Source organism: Gryllotalpicola koreensis (genome assembly GCF_039538185.1).
Taxonomy (GTDB): Bacteria; Actinomycetota; Actinomycetes; order Actinomycetales; family Microbacteriaceae; genus Gryllotalpicola; species Gryllotalpicola koreensis.
In genome coordinates, this window is the sequence record NZ_BAABBW010000002.1 from 630,947 (window position 1) to 646,920 (window position 15,974).

General features: G+C 71.3%; 14 protein-coding genes and 1 pseudogene. 7 read left to right on the forward strand and 8 right to left on the reverse strand.

The window, feature by feature from the left end:
- Positions 1–36: 36 nt before the first annotated feature.
- The 4 genes from ABD708_RS07965 to ABD708_RS07980 are packed head-to-tail and all read right to left on the reverse strand — an operon-like array spanning position 37 to position 4,750.
- A complete protein-coding gene (locus tag ABD708_RS07965; RefSeq protein WP_344753066.1) occupies positions 37–1,164 on the reverse strand; it encodes a bifunctional 2-methylcitrate synthase/citrate synthase in 1,128 nt (375 codons plus the stop codon).
- Positions 1,165–1,187: 23 nt separating this feature from the next.
- Positions 1,188–2,099 (reverse strand): methylisocitrate lyase, encoded by a 912-nt coding sequence (gene prpB / locus ABD708_RS07970; RefSeq protein ID WP_344753070.1) that lies wholly within the window; start codon positions 2,097–2,099, stop codon positions 1,188–1,190.
- The gene (locus tag ABD708_RS07975) at positions 2,099–3,625 is read right to left on the reverse strand and encodes an MmgE/PrpD family protein (protein WP_344753074.1); all 1,527 of its coding nucleotides are present in this window, start codon (positions 3,623–3,625) and stop codon (positions 2,099–2,101) included. Before ABD708_RS07975 ends, prpB begins: the two co-directional genes overlap by 1 nt.
- A gap of 12 nt (positions 3,626–3,637) precedes the next feature.
- On the reverse strand, positions 3,638–4,750 hold the full coding sequence (locus ABD708_RS07980; protein ID WP_344753078.1) for a CaiB/BaiF CoA transferase family protein: 1,113 nt from the start codon (positions 4,748–4,750) through the stop codon (positions 3,638–3,640).
- Positions 4,751–4,912: 162 nt separating this feature from the next.
- Here ABD708_RS07980 and ABD708_RS07985 point away from each other — a divergent pair, with 162 nt between their 5' ends.
- From ABD708_RS07985 to ABD708_RS07995, 3 genes are read left to right on the forward strand one after another with little or no spacing between them, the layout of a single operon-like run.
- A complete protein-coding gene (locus ABD708_RS07985) occupies positions 4,913–5,947 on the forward strand; it encodes an MBL fold metallo-hydrolase (protein WP_344753081.1) in 1,035 nt (344 codons plus the stop codon).
- Positions 5,940–6,722: an enoyl-CoA hydratase/isomerase family protein gene (locus ABD708_RS07990; protein WP_344753084.1), complete on the forward strand. Its 783-nt coding sequence runs from the start codon at positions 5,940–5,942 to the stop codon at positions 6,720–6,722. Before ABD708_RS07985 ends, ABD708_RS07990 begins: the two co-directional genes overlap by 8 nt.
- Positions 6,719–7,789 carry an MBL fold metallo-hydrolase gene (locus ABD708_RS07995; protein WP_344753086.1) on the forward strand — a complete coding sequence of 357 codons (1,071 nt, stop codon included), beginning with the start codon at positions 6,719–6,721 and terminating at the stop codon, positions 7,787–7,789. The genes ABD708_RS07990 and ABD708_RS07995 overlap by 4 nt, the downstream gene beginning before the upstream one ends.
- Here the strand turns inward: ABD708_RS07995 and ABD708_RS08000 are convergent.
- Positions 7,746–8,585, reverse strand: coding sequence for an enoyl-CoA hydratase-related protein (locus tag ABD708_RS08000; protein WP_344753088.1), 840 nt, complete (start codon positions 8,583–8,585; stop codon positions 7,746–7,748). The genes ABD708_RS07995 and ABD708_RS08000 overlap by 44 nt on opposite strands.
- Complete coding sequence (locus tag ABD708_RS08005; RefSeq protein WP_344753090.1) at positions 8,582–9,529, reverse strand: NAD(P)H-dependent flavin oxidoreductase; 948 nt, start codon at positions 9,527–9,529, stop codon at positions 8,582–8,584. Before ABD708_RS08005 ends, ABD708_RS08000 begins: the two co-directional genes overlap by 4 nt.
- A 103-nt stretch (positions 9,530–9,632) precedes the next feature.
- Here ABD708_RS08005 and ABD708_RS08010 point away from each other — a divergent pair, with 103 nt between their 5' ends.
- A complete protein-coding gene (locus ABD708_RS08010; RefSeq protein ID WP_344753092.1) occupies positions 9,633–10,670 on the forward strand; it encodes a TIGR03617 family F420-dependent LLM class oxidoreductase in 1,038 nt (345 codons plus the stop codon).
- Positions 10,671–10,696: 26 nt separating this feature from the next.
- Complete coding sequence (locus ABD708_RS08015) at positions 10,697–11,401, forward strand: PHP-associated domain-containing protein (protein ID WP_344753094.1); 705 nt, start codon at positions 10,697–10,699, stop codon at positions 11,399–11,401.
- Here the strand turns inward: ABD708_RS08015 and ABD708_RS08020 are convergent.
- Positions 11,338–12,597, reverse strand: a complete 1,260-nt coding sequence (locus ABD708_RS08020; RefSeq protein WP_344753393.1) for a CaiB/BaiF CoA transferase family protein — start codon at positions 12,595–12,597, stop codon at positions 11,338–11,340. The two genes, ABD708_RS08015 and ABD708_RS08020, sit on opposite strands and share 64 nt — an antisense overlap.
- Before the next feature lie 79 nt (positions 12,598–12,676).
- Positions 12,677–13,387, reverse strand: a pseudogene (locus ABD708_RS19455) (NAD(P)H-dependent flavin oxidoreductase); the annotation flags it as partial.
- A gap of 181 nt (positions 13,388–13,568) precedes the next feature.
- Here ABD708_RS19455 and ABD708_RS08030 point away from each other — a divergent pair.
- Together ABD708_RS08030 and ABD708_RS08035 are read left to right on the forward strand one after the other, a co-directional pair.
- Positions 13,569–14,804: an acyl-CoA dehydrogenase family protein gene (locus ABD708_RS08030; RefSeq protein WP_344753098.1), complete on the forward strand. Its 1,236-nt coding sequence runs from the start codon at positions 13,569–13,571 to the stop codon at positions 14,802–14,804.
- Between the two features lie 52 nt (positions 14,805–14,856).
- Entirely contained in the window at positions 14,857–15,948 is a 1,092-nt protein-coding gene (locus ABD708_RS08035) for an acyl-CoA dehydrogenase family protein (protein WP_344753100.1), read from the forward strand.
- Positions 15,949–15,974: the final 26 nt, after the last annotated feature.

Below are 15,974 nucleotides of genomic sequence, written 5' to 3' on the forward strand. Positions count from 1 at the left end.
TCCTCGCGGAATCCGCCCCCCTCTCTTGTATGCGCGCTACACACGCTCCTTCACGGGCACGTGCCGCTCCGCCGGCCCGTTGTACGCGCTCAGCGGGCGGATCAGCGAGTTCGACGCCAGCTGCTCGATGATGTGCGCCGTCCACCCGGTGACCCGGCTGGCCACGAACAGCGGCGTGAACTGCTCGGTGTCGTAGCCGATCAGGTGGTAGGCGGGGCCGGACGGGTAGTCGAGGTTCGGCTTGATGTTCTTGCGGCTCGCCATGGCCGCCTCGAGGGCGTCGTAGAGGTCGAGCAGCTCCTGCGCCTCGTACTTCTCGATCAGGGTGTCGAGGGCGGCCTTCATGGTCGGAACACGGGAGTCGCCGTTCTTGTACACCCGGTGGCCGAAGCCCATGATCTTGCGCTTGCCGGCGAGTGCCTCGTCGAGCCACTCCGCCGCGCGGCCGGCGGTGCCGATCTCGTCAAAGGTGTGCATGACGGCCTCGTTGGCGCCGCCGTGCAGCGGCCCCTTCAGCGCGCCGATCGCACCGACGACGGCCGAGGAGAGGTCGCTCAGGGTGCTCGTGATGACCCGCGCCGTGAACGTCGACGCGTTGAAGGAGTGCTCGGCGTACAGGATCATCGAGGCGTCGAACGCCTTCTCGACCACCGGGTCGGGCTCCTCGCCGAAGGACATCCACAGGAAGTTCGCGCTGTAGCCGAGGTCCTCCCGCGGCGGGACGAGCTCCTGGCCGCGTCGGCGGCGCTGGTCGTAGGAGACGATGGCCGGCAGCTTCGCGAAGAGCGTGAGCGCCTTGGCGAGGTTGGCCTCGGGGCTGGCATCCCCGGCCCTCTGATCGCTCGCGCCGATGAAGCTCACCGCCGTGCGCACGACGTCCATGGGGTGCGCGGAGGCCGGCAGCGCGTCGATCACCTGTCGCACGGCGGGGTCGAGGGCGCGCTGGGCGCGCTCCTCCGCGCTGAACCGAGCGGCCTGCGCGGAGTCGGGCAGCTCGCCGTGCCAGAGCAGGTAGGCGACCTCCTCGAAGGAGCAGTTCGCCACCAGCTCGGGCACCGGGTAGCCGCGGTAGAGGAGCGAGTTCGTCTCCGCATTGACCTTCGACACCGCGGTGTAGTCGACGACCACGCCCGCGAGGCCCTTGTGGATCTCTTCGTCTGCCATGTGCTGTGTGCCTTTCCATCGGGTCAGTTGGCGAGGACGCCGGGGATCTGGAAGTTGAAGACGCCGGCGTCGAAGTGGTTGTACCCCTCGTAGTCGATGAGCTCGTACAGCTCGGCGCGGTGCTGCATCTCGGGCAGCAGCCGGGTGAGCGCGCCTTCCGCCTGCAGCTCGTCGAGACCGCGCAGCGCAGCGCCCATCGCGAGCCGCAGCAGCGAGACGGGCCAGATGACGATGCTCACCCCGACGTCGCGCAGCTGGGACACCGTGAAGAGCTCGGACTTCCCGAACTCGGTCATGTTCGCCAGGATCGGGACGCCGACGGCCTCGCGCACCGCCTGGAACTCCGCGAGCGAGGTCATCGCCTCGGGGAAGATCGCGTCGGCGCCCGCGTCGACCAGCGCCTTGGCGCGGTCGATGGTCGCCTCGAGCCCGGCGACGCCGCGCACGTCGGTGCGCGCCATGATCAGGAGATCCGGGTCGCGGCGCGCGTCGACCGCCGCGCGGATGCGCTTCAGCGCGGTCGGCTCGTCGACGACCTCCTTGCCGTCGAGGTGGCCGCAGCGCTTCGGGTTGAGCTGGTCCTCGATGTGCAGGCCGGCGACGCCGGCATCCTCGAGCTCCTGCACCGTCCGCGCGACGTTCATCGGCTCGCCGAAACCCGTGTCGGCGTCGACCAGCGCGGGCAGCTCGGTCATCCGCGCGATCTGATGCGAACGCCCGGCGACCTCGCTCAGGGTCGTGAGGCCGATGTCGGGCAGGCCCAACTCGGCCGACAGCACCGCTCCCGAGATGTAGACGCCGTCGAAGCCGCGCTGCTGGATGAGCCGCGCGGCCAGCGGGTTGAAGGCGCCGGGGAACTGCAGCAGCTCGCCCGAGGCGAGTCGCTCGCGCAGCTGCCGGCGCTTCGCGGCGGGTGTGGACATGGAGTACAGCATCAGAACAGCCCCCTGGGAAGCGGAACCGCGTCGAGGTAGCCCTCGCGCGCGGTGATGGTGAGACCGCCGAGCTCCTCGGCGGTGAGGTCGGGCAGGCGCTCGGCGGTGGCGAGGAACCGCTCGATCTCGTCGGGCTCCAGAGCGTCGGCCGCGAGGGTGCGGAACTTGCGCACGTAGTCCGGGCGCCGGAACGGTCGCGCGCCGAGCGGGTGGGCGTCGGCCACGGCGATCTCGTCGACGATGCGGGAGCCGTCGGCCAGGGTGATCTCGACGCTGCCGCCGAAGGCCTGCTCCTTCGGGTCGAGGGAGTGGTAGCGGCGGGTCCACTCCGCGTCCTCGGCCGTGGCGACCTTGCGCCACAGGGCGACGGTGTCGGGGCGGGCGGCGCGCTGGGGCGCGTAGGAGGTGACATGGTCCCACCCGCCGTCCTGCAACGCGACCGCGAAGATGTACGGCACGGAGTGGTCGAGCGTCTCGCGGGAGGCCTCAGGCGAGTACTTCTGCGGGTCGTTCGCGCCGCTTCCGATCACGACGTGCGTGTGGTTGGAGGTGCGCAGCAGAACGGATGCCACATTGCTCGGGTCCCGCAGCTCGGGGTGCTGCCTGCCGAGCCGGATCGCGAGGTCGATCCAGGCCTGGGCCTGGTACTCGGCGGAGTGCTCCTTCGTGAACGAGTCGAGGATCGCCCTCTTGGGCTCGCCCGGCCCGGGCAGCGACACCTCGTAGCCGGCCTCCGGCCCGTCCAGCAGCCAGGCGATGACGCCGTCCTCGCCCTCGTAGATGGGTGACGGACTGTTCTCGCCGCGGATCGCCCGGTCGACGGCCTCGATCGCCAGCTTGCCGGCGAACGCGGGCGCGAACGCCTTCCACGACGAGATCTCGCCCTTGCGCGACTGCCGGGTCGCGGTCGTCGTGTGCAGCGCCTGGCCGATCGCGTGGAAGACCGTCTCCGTCGGCAGCGCGAGCAGCGTGCCGAGGGCGGCCGCGACGCTCGGGCCGAGGTGGGCGACGTGGTCGATCTTGTGCGCGTGCAGGCTGATCGCACGGGCGAGGTCGATCTGAATCTCGTAGCCCGTCGCGATCGCCCTGACGACCTCGCGGCCCGAGAGGCCGAGCCGGCCGGCCGCGTGCTGCGCCACCGCGACCACGGGCGGGATGTTGTCGCCGGGGTGCGAGTACTCCGCCGCGAGGAAGGTGTCGTGGTAGTCGAGTTCGCGCACGGCGACCCCGTTCGCCCAGGCCGCCCACTCCGGGCTCGACCGGCGCTCCGGTGCGAGCCCGAACACGGTCGCGCCTGGTGCGTAGGGGTGGTCCACGGCCTGGGCGCGCGCGGCGGACACCGGCCGGCGGGTGAGGGATGCCGCCGCGACCGCCGCGTTGTCGATCACGCGGTTCACGATCATGTCGACGACCTCCGCCTCGACCTCGACCGAGTCGGTCGCCACCTCGGCGATCTTCCACGCGAGCTGTTGCTCGCGCGAGGACGCCTCGCTGCTGCGCAGGACGCGCACGGTGTGGGTTTGCATGGCTGCCGCCTTTCAGTCGCGCCAGATCGTGGCGGCGTCGGTCGTCTCCTGCGGACCCGGCCCGGGGGCGCCGGGCGCCGTTCGCGAGAACCGCGGGGCCGTGCGGTGCTGCACTACGCCGTCGATCTCGGCAAAAGTGCTGCGCGCGGCGAGGTGGTCGTTGCCTGGGGCCTCGGCGAACGACAGCACCGGCGTCGTGCACGCGTCGCGCCCGACGAAGATGTCGGTCCACTCGGCGCGGGTCTTCGCCCTGAAGGCATCCGCGAATCTCTGCTTGGTCTCCGGCCAGTGGGCCCGGTCATGCTGAGGGGGAAGGGAATCGGGGTCGATGCCGAGCCCGTCGAGCAGCTCCGCGTAGAACTGCGGCTCGATCGCGCCGACCGCCATATAGAGGCCGTCGGCGGTCTCGTAGACGTCGTAGAACGGGGCGCCGGAATCGAGGGTGTTGGTCCCGCGCTCGTCCGACCAGCCGCCGAGCGCCGGACCGCGCCCGCGCGAGGCCCAGACGAGGTGCGACAGCGCCACCGCCCCGTCGACCATGGCCGCGTCGACGACCTGGCCCTCGCCCGAGCGCTGGCGCTCGTACAGCGCGGCCAGGATGCCGAAGAGCAGGAACATCGAGCCGCCGCCGTAGTCGCCGACGAGGTTGATCGGCGGAACGGGCCGCTCGCCGCTGCGCCCGATCGCGTTCAGCACGCCGGTGATCGAGATGTAGTTGATGTCGTGCCCGGCGCGCGCCGACCAGGGCCCCTCTTGCCCCCAGCCCGTCATGCGGCCGTAGACGAGGCGCGGATTCCTCACGAACGCGTCGGCCGGACCGAGACCCAGCCCCTCCATCACCCCGGGGCGGAAGCCCTCGACCAGCACGTCGGCGCGAGCGACCAGCTCGAGCGCCTCCGCCCGGCCGCCCGCGTCCTTGAGGTCGAGCTCGACCAGCGCCTGACGGCCCCGGCCGAACGGGTCAGGGCGCCCCTGCCGCCACGTGCCGGGGCGCTGCACCCGCACCACGTCGGCGCCGAGATCCGCGAGCAGGATGCAGGCGTGCGGCCCGGGGCCGATGCCCGCGAACTCGAGCACGCGCAGCCCGGAAAGGGGGCCGAGCCCGCTCGGCGCACTCGTGACCATCGTCGCCTCCTCGCGAACCCTCACCTGGCGTCAGCAGGCGCGGCTTTGACATTACGCGCCGTCCCGCAACGGCACAAGCAGTTTGTATACACAGCGTCACAAGCATAGCTGTCAGGGCACGATTCCTCTCGAACAGCCCGCGAAGCTGTATACACTCAGAGGATGCGAGCTACCAGCCCCGCCCAGTACGCCGCGTTCGAGCTGGGCGCGGTTCCGCCCGTCGAGCAGCTGCGCGACGGGGTGTGGTCGATTCCGAATCCGATGCCCGGTCAGAGCAACGGTCTGACCTCCACGCTCTGCTACCTCATCGAGGGCGGCGACGGCGCCCTCCACCTCATCGACCCGGGACTCGGCCACGACGCGGGCTATGACGCCGTGGCCGACGGCATCGCGCGCACCGGGCACGCGGTAAGCGAGCTGGCCTCGATCGTTGTGACCCATCTGCACACGGACCACCTCGGTCTCGCCGCCCGCCTGCGCGCGGAATCCGGTGCATCCCTTGTTCTGCACAGGCGAGAGCAGTGGGCCATCGACCATGCCGACGAGCTCGGCACCCCGCTCGACGCGCAGCTGCTCGACGAATGGGGCGTTCCGGCCGAGCGCAGAGCCGAGCTGCTGGCCGTGCCGAGCACGGCGGGGCATCCGGTCGCCCCGATCCGCGCCGACGTGCTGGTCGACGGCGGCGGCGAGCTGCCCATCGCCGGCCGACGGCTGCGCGTGGTCGACACGCCGGGGCACACCCCGGGCAGCATGTCGCTCGTCGATGATGAGAGCGAGCTGGTGTTCACCGGGGACGCCCTGCTCCCCACGATCCACCCGGGCATCGGCCTCGGCGGAACGGTGAGCAACCCTGTGGGCGACTACCTGCGCTCGCTGCGCACGCTCGAGGAGCACGACGACTACGAGGCGTGCCCCGGCCACGAGTTCCGCTTCACCGAGGTGGCGAGCCGCTGCCGGACCACGGGCGAGCACCAGCTGCGCCGCTCCCGCGAGGTCGCTGCCGCTGTCGTCGACTCCCCTGAGGCGACCGTGTGGCAGCTCGCCTCACGGCTGCATTGGACGGCCGGCTTCGCCCAGCTGCGCGACTTCTATTTGCGCTCCGCGCTCGCACAGACGCAGATGCACCTCGACTTCGTCCGCTCCCCCGCCGCCGCGGAGTTCCTCACCCCGGCGTCCGCCGCGCCCGTCGATGCCTGAGCTGCGCCTCGAGCTGCGCGACCACGTCGCCGAGCTCATCATCGACAACCCTGAGAGGCGGAACGCGCTCAGCCCCGAGATGTGGATCCGGCTGCCCGAGCTGCTCGCCGCCCTCGAAGCGGAGGACGACGTCCTCGTGCTGGTGGTCAGGGGCGCGGGCGAGCACTTCTCGAGCGGCGCCGAGATCACCGCGCTCGACCGCATTCTGTTCGACCCCGCGCTGCCGGACGGCGGCCTCGTCAGCAGGGGCGAAGACGCCCTCGCCGCATTCTCGAAGCCCGTGATCGCTGCGATCGACGGCTCGTGCGTGGGCGGCGGCATCGGCCTCGCGGCCGCGTGCGACCTGCGCATCGCGAGCGACCGCGCGCGCTTCGCCGTGCCGCCGGCGAAGCTCGGCATCCTCTACCCCGTCGGCAGCCTCGAGCGGCTCGTCGCCCTGACCGGGGCCGCCGCGGCGAAGCGGCTGCTGCTCACCGCCGAGAGCGTGGACGCGAACGAGGCGCTACGGCTCGGGCTGGTCGGCGAGGTCGTTCCCGCCGCAGAGCTCCACGCGCGCGCCCACGAGCTCGCCGCGCGGATGACGCGGCTGTCGCAGTCCTCGCTGCGCGCGGAGAAGCAGATCATCGCGCTGTGCGGTGTCGACATGGCGGCCGCGCGGCGCGCCGATGCAGACTGGCAGGCGAAGGCCGGCGCCCTGCGGGATCGCGCGGAAGGCGTCGCCGCCTTCCGCGAGGGGCGGCCGCCGGAGTTCGCCACGACGGAGGGAGACCGATGACCCAGGAGGCGCCGCTGCCCGTGCAGCCGCTCGAAGTGACCTCTGAGGCGCTGCACGCGGCGTGGTACCGGCGGACCTTCCCGCCCGTCGAACGCGTCCGCGAGGGCATCTGGTCGATCCCGATCCCGTTCGCGGGGAATCCGATGCGCTACACGATCTGCTACGTCCTGAGGGGCGACGGCGAGAGCGTCATCGTCGACCCGGGCTGGGACTCAGCCGAGGGCTTCGATGCCCTGACGGCGGGCCTCGCCGAGATCGGCGTCGGGTTCGACGAGCTGTCCGGCATCCTGATCACCCACGTGCATCCCGACCACCACGGCCTGACCCATTTCGTCACCGCTGCGGCCCCCAGCGCCTGGATCGGCATGAGCGAGGTCGAGGCGGACTCGCTCGCGGCGCACCAGACGTCGGCGGCGGATGCCGACCAGGCGGCCTTCGCCGCCCAGCTGGCCGCCGCGGGCGTGCCAGAGGGCGACGGCATGCGCACCTTCCGCAGCCGGGACGGCAACCGGATCTTCGAACGGATGCCCGTGCCCGCGCTCCGGCTGCGCGACGGCGACCTCGTGCCGCTGCCGGGCAGGCGCGTCCGCGCCCTGCTCACCCCCGGCCACACGCCGGGCCACCTGTGCTTCGTGGACGACGAGGACGGAGTGATCCTCACGGGCGACCACGTGCTGCCCCGGATCAGCCCGAACGTCGGACTCCACCCGCATTCGGCGACGTCGCCGCTGCGTGCGTTCCTCGACTCGCTCGCGAAGATCGGCGACATCGACCACGAGGTGCTGCCGGCCCACCAGTGGAGGTTCCGCGGTCTGCCCGAGCGCGTCGCCGAGCTGCGCGAGCACCATCGGGCGCGCCTCGACGAGATCCTGGGGCACCTCGAGCGCGCGGCGAGCTCGGCCTGGGATCTCGCGCGCGGCCTCACCTGGGCGCACGGCTGGGACGGCCTCAACCCGATGCAGCACTGGTCGGCGGTGGCCGAGACGACCGCACACCTCGTCTACCTCGTCGAAGACGGCGTCGTCACGCGATCGGGCGAGGCGCCCGTTCTGTACGCGTTGGCCTGAAGTCGGGCTCGCGCTTCTCGAGGAACGCCGCGATGGCCGTGGCGTTCTCGCCGACCATGCGCAGCACCGAGATGCCCTCGGCCTCCCGGTCGAGGGTCGCAGCGTAGCCCGCGGTCTCCGCGAACTCGAGGTTGCGCTTCATCACGGCGAAGGCCTCGACGGGGCCGGCGGCGAGCCGCTCGGCGAAAGCGAGGCCCTCCGTCTCCAGCTCGTCGTCGGGCACGACCGACCGCACGATGCCGAGCTCGAGCGCCTCGCGGGCGCTGAGCCGCGGCGACAGCATGAGGATCTCGAGCGCGCGGGCACGGCCGACGATGCGCGCCAGCCCCCAGGTGGCGCCGTTGTCGCCGGAGAGCCCGATGCGCGCGAAAGCCGAGACGAAGATCGCGGACTCGGCCGCGATGCGGAAGTCGCAGGCGAGCGCCATGCCGAAGCCGGCGCCCGCCGCCGGCCCGTTCACGAGCGCGACCGTCGGCTTCTGCATCGCGAACACGGCGCCGGACCACTGCGCGTGCAGGCGGCGCATCTGCTCGACGCCGCGGATATGACTCGGGGCCTCCGCCTCATCGCCGTCGGCGCGCCGGTCGGCCGATTCCTGCAGATCGGCACCCGCGCTGAATGCCCGCCCCGCGCCGATGATGACGATGACGCGCACCTCAGGGTCGGCATCCGCCGCGCGCAGCGCCTCGGCGAAGTCCGCGGCGATGGTGCCGCCGATCGCGTTGAGCCGCTCGGGCCGGTTGAGCCGGAGGACGCGCACGCCGCCCGCCCGCTCGTCGACCTCGACGTCGCTCACCGCAGACGCTCTCGCAGGGCGGCGCGCGCCGCGTGATATTCGCGCTCGAGCCGGTCGACGATCTCGGCCACAGGGGCGACGTCGTGGATGCCGGACGCCGAGTGACCCGCGCTCCAGATGTCGCGCCACTCGCGCGGGCCGCCGGGGTTCCGCTCGGCGTAGAGCGGGCCGCCCGAGGCGCCCTGCACGCCGAAGTCGCGCGGGTCGAGCCCGTTGGCGACGAGCGACTTCCGCATCATGCTGACGTTCATTCCGGAGAACACGTCGGTCAGTTGGATGTCGTCGAGCTCGCTGTCGACGATCATCTGCTTGTACGCGGGCTGCGCGCGTGACTCGGCGCTCGCGATGAAGCGCGTGCCGAGGTAGCAGAGGTCGCAGCCGAGCGCCTCGGCCGCGAGGATCGAGGCGCCGTCGCTCACTCCCCCGGCCAGCACGAGGGTGCCGTCGAAGCGCTCCCGCACCGCGCGCACGAAGGCGAACGGATTCGCCCAGCCGGTGTGGCCGCCCGCACCGGCGCCGAGCAGCACGAGGCCGTCCACGCCGGCTTCGAGTGCGCGCTCGGCGTGGTGCACGGTGGCGACATCGGCCCAGACCTGGGCGCCCGCGTCGTGCAGGGCGGGCACCACGTTCTTCGGCGAGCCGACGCTCGTGATGACGATCTCCGGCGCGTGCGCCACGACGGCCTCGAGCTGAGCGGGCAGCTGGGTGTTCGACGGGTGCACGACGAGGTTGGGCACGTAGGGGGCGACGGATTCCCCGGCATCCGCCGCCTCGGCCAGCTCGCGCTCGATCCGCTCGAGCCAGGCGTCGAGCTCGCCCTCTCCGCGCGGGTTGCCGAGCGGGAACGCCCCGAGGACGCCGGCGCGACAGGCGGCGATCACGAGCTCGGGGCCGGAGACGATCAGCATGGGCGCCGCGACCACCGGAAGACGGAGGGACTGCACGCGGCCATGCTATCCATCGCCGATCGCGTTGTATACACTGGCCCGTGCGAGGGCGGTTCGACGACGAACGCCCGGCGGGCGGCACCGCCCCGGAGGGAGCACGATGAAGATCGACGGATTTCTCGGAATCACCCCGAACGAGGCGGTCGCCACTGCGACCGAACTCCGCGGCCTGGGCTATGACGGAGCCTTCACCGCCGAGGTGCAGCACGACCCGTTCGTCGCGCTCTCCCGCATCGCCGACCCCGAGCTCGGCCTCGACATCGGCACGAAGATCGCCGTCGCGTTCGCGCGCAGCCCGATGACACTTGCATACACAGCCCATGATCTGAACGAGTTGAGCGGCGGCCGGCTCAAGCTCGGCCTCGGCAGCCAGGTGAGCGCGCACATCACCAGGCGGTTCTCGATGCCGTGGTCGGCGCCCGCCGAGCGGATGCGCGAATACGTGCTCGCGCTGCGCGCGATCTGGAGCAGCTGGCGCACAGGCGAGCGGCTCGACTTCGAGGGCCGGCACTACCGGCACACGCTGATGACCCCGAACTTCACTCCCCCGGTGACGGCGCCGAACCCGCCGCAGGTGTGGATCGCGGCGGTCGGCCCGAAGATGACCGAGGTCGCCGCAGAGGTGAGCGACGGCATCCTGCTGCACGGATTCTGGACGCCCGAGTACATGGCGCAGGTGCTCGAACCGGCCATCGCCCGCGGTCTCGCCCGCGCCGGCCGCTCCCGCCCCGAGATCGAGGTCACCGCGGGGGGCTTCACCATCACCGGCAGCACCGAGCAGGAGATGGCCGAGCAGCGCGAGCGGGTGCGCGCCCAGATCTCCTTCTACGGCAGCACGCCCACCTATCGCGGCGTGCTCGAGGTGCACGGCTGGGGCGAGCTCGGCGACCGGCTGCACGAGCTGTCGGTGAGCGGTGCGAAGGACAAGTGGCAGCAGATGGCCCGGATCGTGCCCGACGAAGTGGTCGACGCGTTCGCCGTCACCGCCGAGCCCGCTCGGCTGCCCGCGGCGCTGTTCGAGCTGCATCGGCGTTGGGCCGATCGCGTCGGCGTCAGCAAGCCGGGCTCGGTGAGCGACGCGGACTGGGCGGCCGCGCTCGAGCCGCTGCGCGCCGCGCCGGGCCTCGTTGCGCGCTGACGTGACCGCGGCAGAAGAGCTCAACGATGTCTGAGTCGGATGCCGCCGCCGAACGGCTCGTGGCGGTCGACTGCCACGTGCACACCGTGCACTCCGGCGACTCCGTGCTCCGCGTCGACCAGCTGGGGGAAGCGGTGAGCAGGGCGGGGCTCGACGTGGTCTGCATCACCGACCATCACGCCGTCGACGGCGGCTACGAGGCGCTCGGTGCGGGGATCGGCGCGCGGGTCGTCATCGGCGAGGAGATCAGGACGCCGAAGGGCGAGATCATCGGGCTGTTCCTCACCGAGCGCATTCCCTATGTGCTGCAGCCCCGCGAGGTGATCCAGCTGATCAGAGAGCAGGGCGGCCTCGTCTATGTGCCGCATCCGCTCGACCCCGAGCGGCTCGGCATGCGCGCCGACACGATCAGGGAGCTGCACGCGGAAGGCCTCATCGACGTCATCGAGGGCTTCAACGCGAAGATCGAGCACCAGCTCTACAACGAGCAGGCACGGCAGCTCGCCGAGGAGCTCGGCCTTCCCCAGGCGGCCGGCTCCGACGCGCACGACCCGCAGGGCGTCGGCGCCGCCCGCGTCGTGATGCCGGACTTCGACGGCCCCGAGTCCTTCCTGCGCGGCCTCGCCGCCGGGCGGGTCTCCGGCGTCTTCACGCCGCACGCCCGCCGCTACGGAGCGAACACCTCCACCGTGCCGGCCGCGACGAGCTCGTCGATCTCCGACTCCGAGTAGCCGAGCAGCTCGCCCAGCACGTGGCGCGTGTCCTCGCCGAGCGCCGGCGCCGCCTTGCTCAGCGTCATGGGCGTCGCCGACAGCGTCGCCTCCGGCCCCTGATAGCGCACGGGGCCCATCACAGTGTGCTCGAGCTCCACGAGGTAGCCGCGGTGCAGCAGCTGCGGGTCCTCGAGCAGGTCGTACGGATCGTTCACGGGCGCGGCGACGACATCGGGCTGCAGCAGCGCGACGACCTCCTCGCGGGTCCTGGTCGCGGTGAACGCGGCGACGATCGTCTCAAGCTCGTCTTCATTGGCTTTGCGGGCGGCGAGGCTCGCGAAGCGGGGGTCGTCGAGCTCCGGCATCCGTATCGCCGCGCGCAGCGCGTCCCACTGCCCTTCGGTCTCGGCGGCGATCGCGACCCAGCGCTCCCGCACACCCTCTCCCCCGCCCTCCGGCCATGCGCCGTCGAGGCAGCGGAAGACGCCGTGCGGGGCCGCCCACGGCGAGCGGTTCCCGTCGCGCTCGGCGAGGCGGCCGTTCAGCTCGACGTCGAGCAGCCACGGCGCGAGGAACTGCAGCGCTCCCTCGTACTGGGCCACGTCGAGGTGCTGCCCCTCGCCCGTGCGCCGGTGATGGTCGATCGCGGCGATGAGCGCGGTCGCGCAGATGCGCTGGCAGACGAAGTCGGTGTACGCGCCATAGGGCGTGCTGGGTGCCCGGTCGGGCCACCCCGTCAGATTGCTGAACCCCGACATCGGCGCCATGACCGTGCCGTAGCCCGCGAAGGTGGCGCGCGGACCGTCCTGCCCGTTCATGCAGGTGGACAGCATGATGAGGTCGGGGTGCACGGCGACGAGGTCCTCGTAGGCGAGGCCGAACCGGGCCATCACGCCGGGGGTGAACGCCTCGATGACGACGTCGGCCCATTCGGCGAGCGCCAGGCCCACTTCGCGGCCGCCTGGTGCGGCGAGGTTCAGCCCGAGCCCCAGCTTCGATGAGTTGTAGTCGGCCCAGAACTGCGCGGAGTCGGGGCCCGGCTCGCCCTTGAACGGCGGGGCGAAGCGCAGCACATCGGGTCGCGTGATCGTCTCGGAGCGCACCACCGTCGCGCCGTAGTCCGCAGCGCTTCGGCGCGCTCTGCCCGGCGTCTGACGTGCCCGAGAGCGCCTCCATGGAGAAGTCGCGCTTCGCGATGCCGAGCTCGCCGAGATCGAGGCCGTTGGCGAGCAGGGACTTCGTGAGCATGTTCGTCTGCAGACCGGTGAAGGCGTTGGTGAGGTGGATGTCGTCGAGCTCGCTGGCGACGATCATGTCGCGGTAGCGCTCGTCGGCGTTCGACTCGGCCGCCGCGATGAACCGCGTGCCCATGTAGCCGAGGTCGCAGCCCAGCGCCCGCGCCGCCCACAGCGCCCAGCCATCGGACTGGCCGCCGGAGACGATGACGACCCCGTCGAACATCGCGCGCACGGCACGCACGAAGGCGAACGGATTCGCGAAGCCGGTCTGGCCGCCCGCGCCACCGGTCAAGAGCACGAGTCCGTCGACGCCCGCCTCGATGGCGCGCTGGGCGTGGTGCACGTTCGCGACGTCCGACCACACCTCGATGCCGGCGTCCTTGAGAGCGGGCAGCACGTGCGCCGGCGAGCCGACGCTCGTGATGACGGCCGCCGGGCGGTGGCGCACGATGGCCTCGACGTCCGCCGCGAGGCGGACGTTGGAGGGGTGCACGATGAGGTTCGGCACATACGGGGCGACGGATTCCCCGGCATCCCTCGCCTCATTCAACTCTCGCTCGATCCGCACGAGCCAGCGCTCCAGCTCGCCGTCGCCGCGCGGGTTGGCGGTCGGGAACGCGCCGAGGACGCCGGCGCGGCAGGCGGCCACCACGAGCTCAGGGCCGGACACGATCAGCATCGGGGCGGCCACGACCGGCACGCGCAGTGACTCCAGGAATGCGGGCCGCCGACGCACGGGTGGCCGCAACGGTGTCGTCGTTGACATCAGGCCCTGCACTTTCCGTCTGGGTATACAAACTATGCGCGCTTGCGGGGAATCTTGCCAGCGATCGCCGGATTTGTCGATGGTGCTGTATACACCCACGGTGTCGCGGGCTAATGTGCAATACAGGTCTGCAGACACCGATGTCTGCAGGTGTCCGGCACCCGATGTAGAGGGATTCCCAATGACTATCACTGCAGAGGCCGAGAGCGACACCTCGGCCGCAGGCTTCGAGGCGCGGGCCCGCGCCTGGCTGGAGGCCAACGTCGAGCGCGCTGGCGCCGTCCGCCGCACCCGCGGCGAGGAGCTCGTCGCCTACGAGAGGGCCCTTCAGGCCAAGATCTTCGATGCCGGCTTCGCGGCGCTGACGCAGCCCGAGGAGTACGGCGGTCAGGGCCTCGGTGAGCCAGAGCGGCAGGCGTGGGAGCGCGCGGCCGCCGACTTCGCCGTACCCCGCATGACGTACAGCGTGAGCCACGGCATGTGCGGCCCCATCATCAACCTGCTCGGCACCGAGGAGCAGAAGGCCAAGTACCTCCCCCGCCTGTGGCGCGGCGACGACCTGTGGTGCCAGCTGTTCTCGGAGCCGAGCGCCGGGTCCGACGTCGCCGGCCTGCGCACGAAGGCAGAGAAGGTCGACGGCGGCTGGCGCATCACCGGCTCCAAGGTGTGGACCACGAGCGCCCAGTACTGCGAGCGCGGCGTCATCGTCGCCCGCACTGACTGGGACGTGCCGAAGCACCAGGGCCTCACGATGTTCCTCATCGACATGAAGGCAGAGGGCGTGCAGGTCAACCCGCTGCGCGTCGCGACCGGCGAGAAGCCGTTCAACCTGATCTTCTTCGACAACGTCTTCGTGCCGGAGGAGGACCGCCTCAGCGAGCTCGGCAAGGGCTGGGACGCCGCCGTGGCGATGCTGCGCTTCGAGCGCATCTCGATCGGCACCGGCTCGACCCGGAGCGAGGGGCCGTATGCCTTCGACAATGTGCTCGCCGCAGCCAAGAAGCTCGGCCGCACCGACGAGCCGGGCGTGCGCGCCGCGCTCGCCGAGCTGTACGTGCTCGAGCAGGGCACGAGCCTGCTGTCACTGCGCATGCGCGCGGAGGCCGCCGCCGGCATCGCGCTCAACGCCCGCGGCTCGATCGCGAAGCTCGCGGGAGCGCAGGCCAACCGCCGCACCGCCGAGCTGGTCAGCGAGATCCTCGGCACCGCCCTCGTCTCATGGAGCGGCTTCACGCCCGAGGGCGACGGGCTCTACCCCGGCATCACGGCCATGTTCGCCGGCAGCGCGTCCTCCTGGACGGCCGGCGGAACCATGGAGGTCCAGAAGGGGATCATCGGCGAGCGCGTGCTCGGGCTCGAGAAGGACCCGCAGGTCGACCGCGGCATCCCGTTCACGCAGATCCGCCAGGGCGCGTAGCGCGGCTCAGGCATCCCTCGATCTCTCTCTCGATCAATAAGGAAGACAAGACATGGCACTCACGCTCACTGAGGAGCAACTCGATTTCAAGTCGGCCGTCGATGACGTGCTCGACAGCGCAGGCGACACCAAGCGCGTCCGGGAGGTGCAGGAGGCCGGCGCGCCGTTCGACGACAAGCTGTGGAAAGCGCTGGTGGAGCTCGGTGTGCCCGGCATCCTGGTCTCGGAGGACCACGACGGCCTCGGACTCGGACTCTCGGAGGCGTCCATCGTGCTGCAGGCGCTCGGCGCGCACATCTCGCCGACACCGTATCGCGGCCTCGCGATCGCGACCGCCGTCATCGCGAAGAGCGGCGACGGGGCGCTGGCCGACGAGGTGCTGCCGAAGATCGCCGACGGCTCGCTGCTCGTCGTCCCGGCCTTCGCCGAAGGCAACGGCGGGTGGATCCCCGCCGCTCCTTCGGTCACGGTCAGCGGCGGCGCCGTGAGCGGCACCAAGAGCTTCGTGCTCGACGGGGTGGCCGCGCAGGCGTTCCTGGTGCTTGCGACAGAAGGCGGCACGCAGGGGCTGTATTACGTGGAGGCCGGCGACGGCGTCGAGGTGACCAAGCTCGACACCCTCGACCGCTCGACCTCGGCCGCCTCGGTCGCCTTCGCGAATGCGCCGGCGCGCAAGGTCGCCACCGCCGACTTCGGCGAGCTGCTCGCCTACGCCGACGCGGTCGCGTCGACCGTCATCGCCGCGAACCTGTACGGCGGCTTCGCGAAGACGCTCGAGATCGCCGTGCAGTATGCGAAGGACCGCTTCCAGTTCGGCCGTCCCATCGGCTCGTTCCAGGGCGTCAAGTTCCCCCTGGCGGAGCTTGCGATGGAGGACGAGCTCGCACTGTCGATCCTGCGTCAGGCCACGACGGCGGCCGATGAGGACCCGGAGGACTTCGTCGTCGCCGGCCTCACGGCCCTGAGCAAGCTGCAGGGCATCGCTCTGGAGGGCGCCATCCGCCTCGTGCAGACACTCGGCGGCATCGGCTTCACCTGGGATCACGACGCACACCTGTATCAGAAGCAGGCCGCGACGGTGCGGCTCGTGCTGGGCACCCCGGCAGAGCGCTCTGAGAGGCTGGCGCAGGCGCTCGGCATCTGAACACGCAGAAAGGAAGGGCCCCGGAG

Bases quoted from the DNA above. Each gene is read 5' to 3' on its own strand.
- ABD708_RS07965 (WP_344753066.1), bottom strand. From the start codon at position 1,164: ATGGCAGACGAAGAGATCCACAAGGGCCTCGCGGGCGTGGTCGTCGAC.
- prpB (WP_344753070.1), bottom strand. From the start codon at position 2,099: ATGCTGTACTCCATGTCCACACCCGCCGCGAAGCGCCGGCAGCTGCGC.
- ABD708_RS07975 (WP_344753074.1), bottom strand. From the start codon at position 3,625: ATGCAAACCCACACCGTGCGCGTCCTGCGCAGCAGCGAGGCGTCCTCG.
- ABD708_RS07980 (WP_344753078.1), bottom strand. From the start codon at position 4,750: ATGGTCACGAGTGCGCCGAGCGGGCTCGGCCCCCTTTCCGGGCTGCGC.
- ABD708_RS07985 (WP_344753081.1), top strand. From the start codon at position 4,913: ATGCGAGCTACCAGCCCCGCCCAGTACGCCGCGTTCGAGCTGGGCGCG.
- ABD708_RS07990 (WP_344753084.1), top strand. From the start codon at position 5,940: ATGCCTGAGCTGCGCCTCGAGCTGCGCGACCACGTCGCCGAGCTCATC.
- ABD708_RS07995 (WP_344753086.1), top strand. From the start codon at position 6,719: ATGACCCAGGAGGCGCCGCTGCCCGTGCAGCCGCTCGAAGTGACCTCT.
- ABD708_RS08010 (WP_344753092.1), top strand. From the start codon at position 9,633: ATGAAGATCGACGGATTTCTCGGAATCACCCCGAACGAGGCGGTCGCC.
- ABD708_RS08015 (WP_344753094.1), top strand. From the start codon at position 10,697: ATGTCTGAGTCGGATGCCGCCGCCGAACGGCTCGTGGCGGTCGACTGC.
- ABD708_RS08030 (WP_344753098.1), top strand. From the start codon at position 13,569: ATGACTATCACTGCAGAGGCCGAGAGCGACACCTCGGCCGCAGGCTTC.
- ABD708_RS08035 (WP_344753100.1), top strand. From the start codon at position 14,857: ATGGCACTCACGCTCACTGAGGAGCAACTCGATTTCAAGTCGGCCGTC.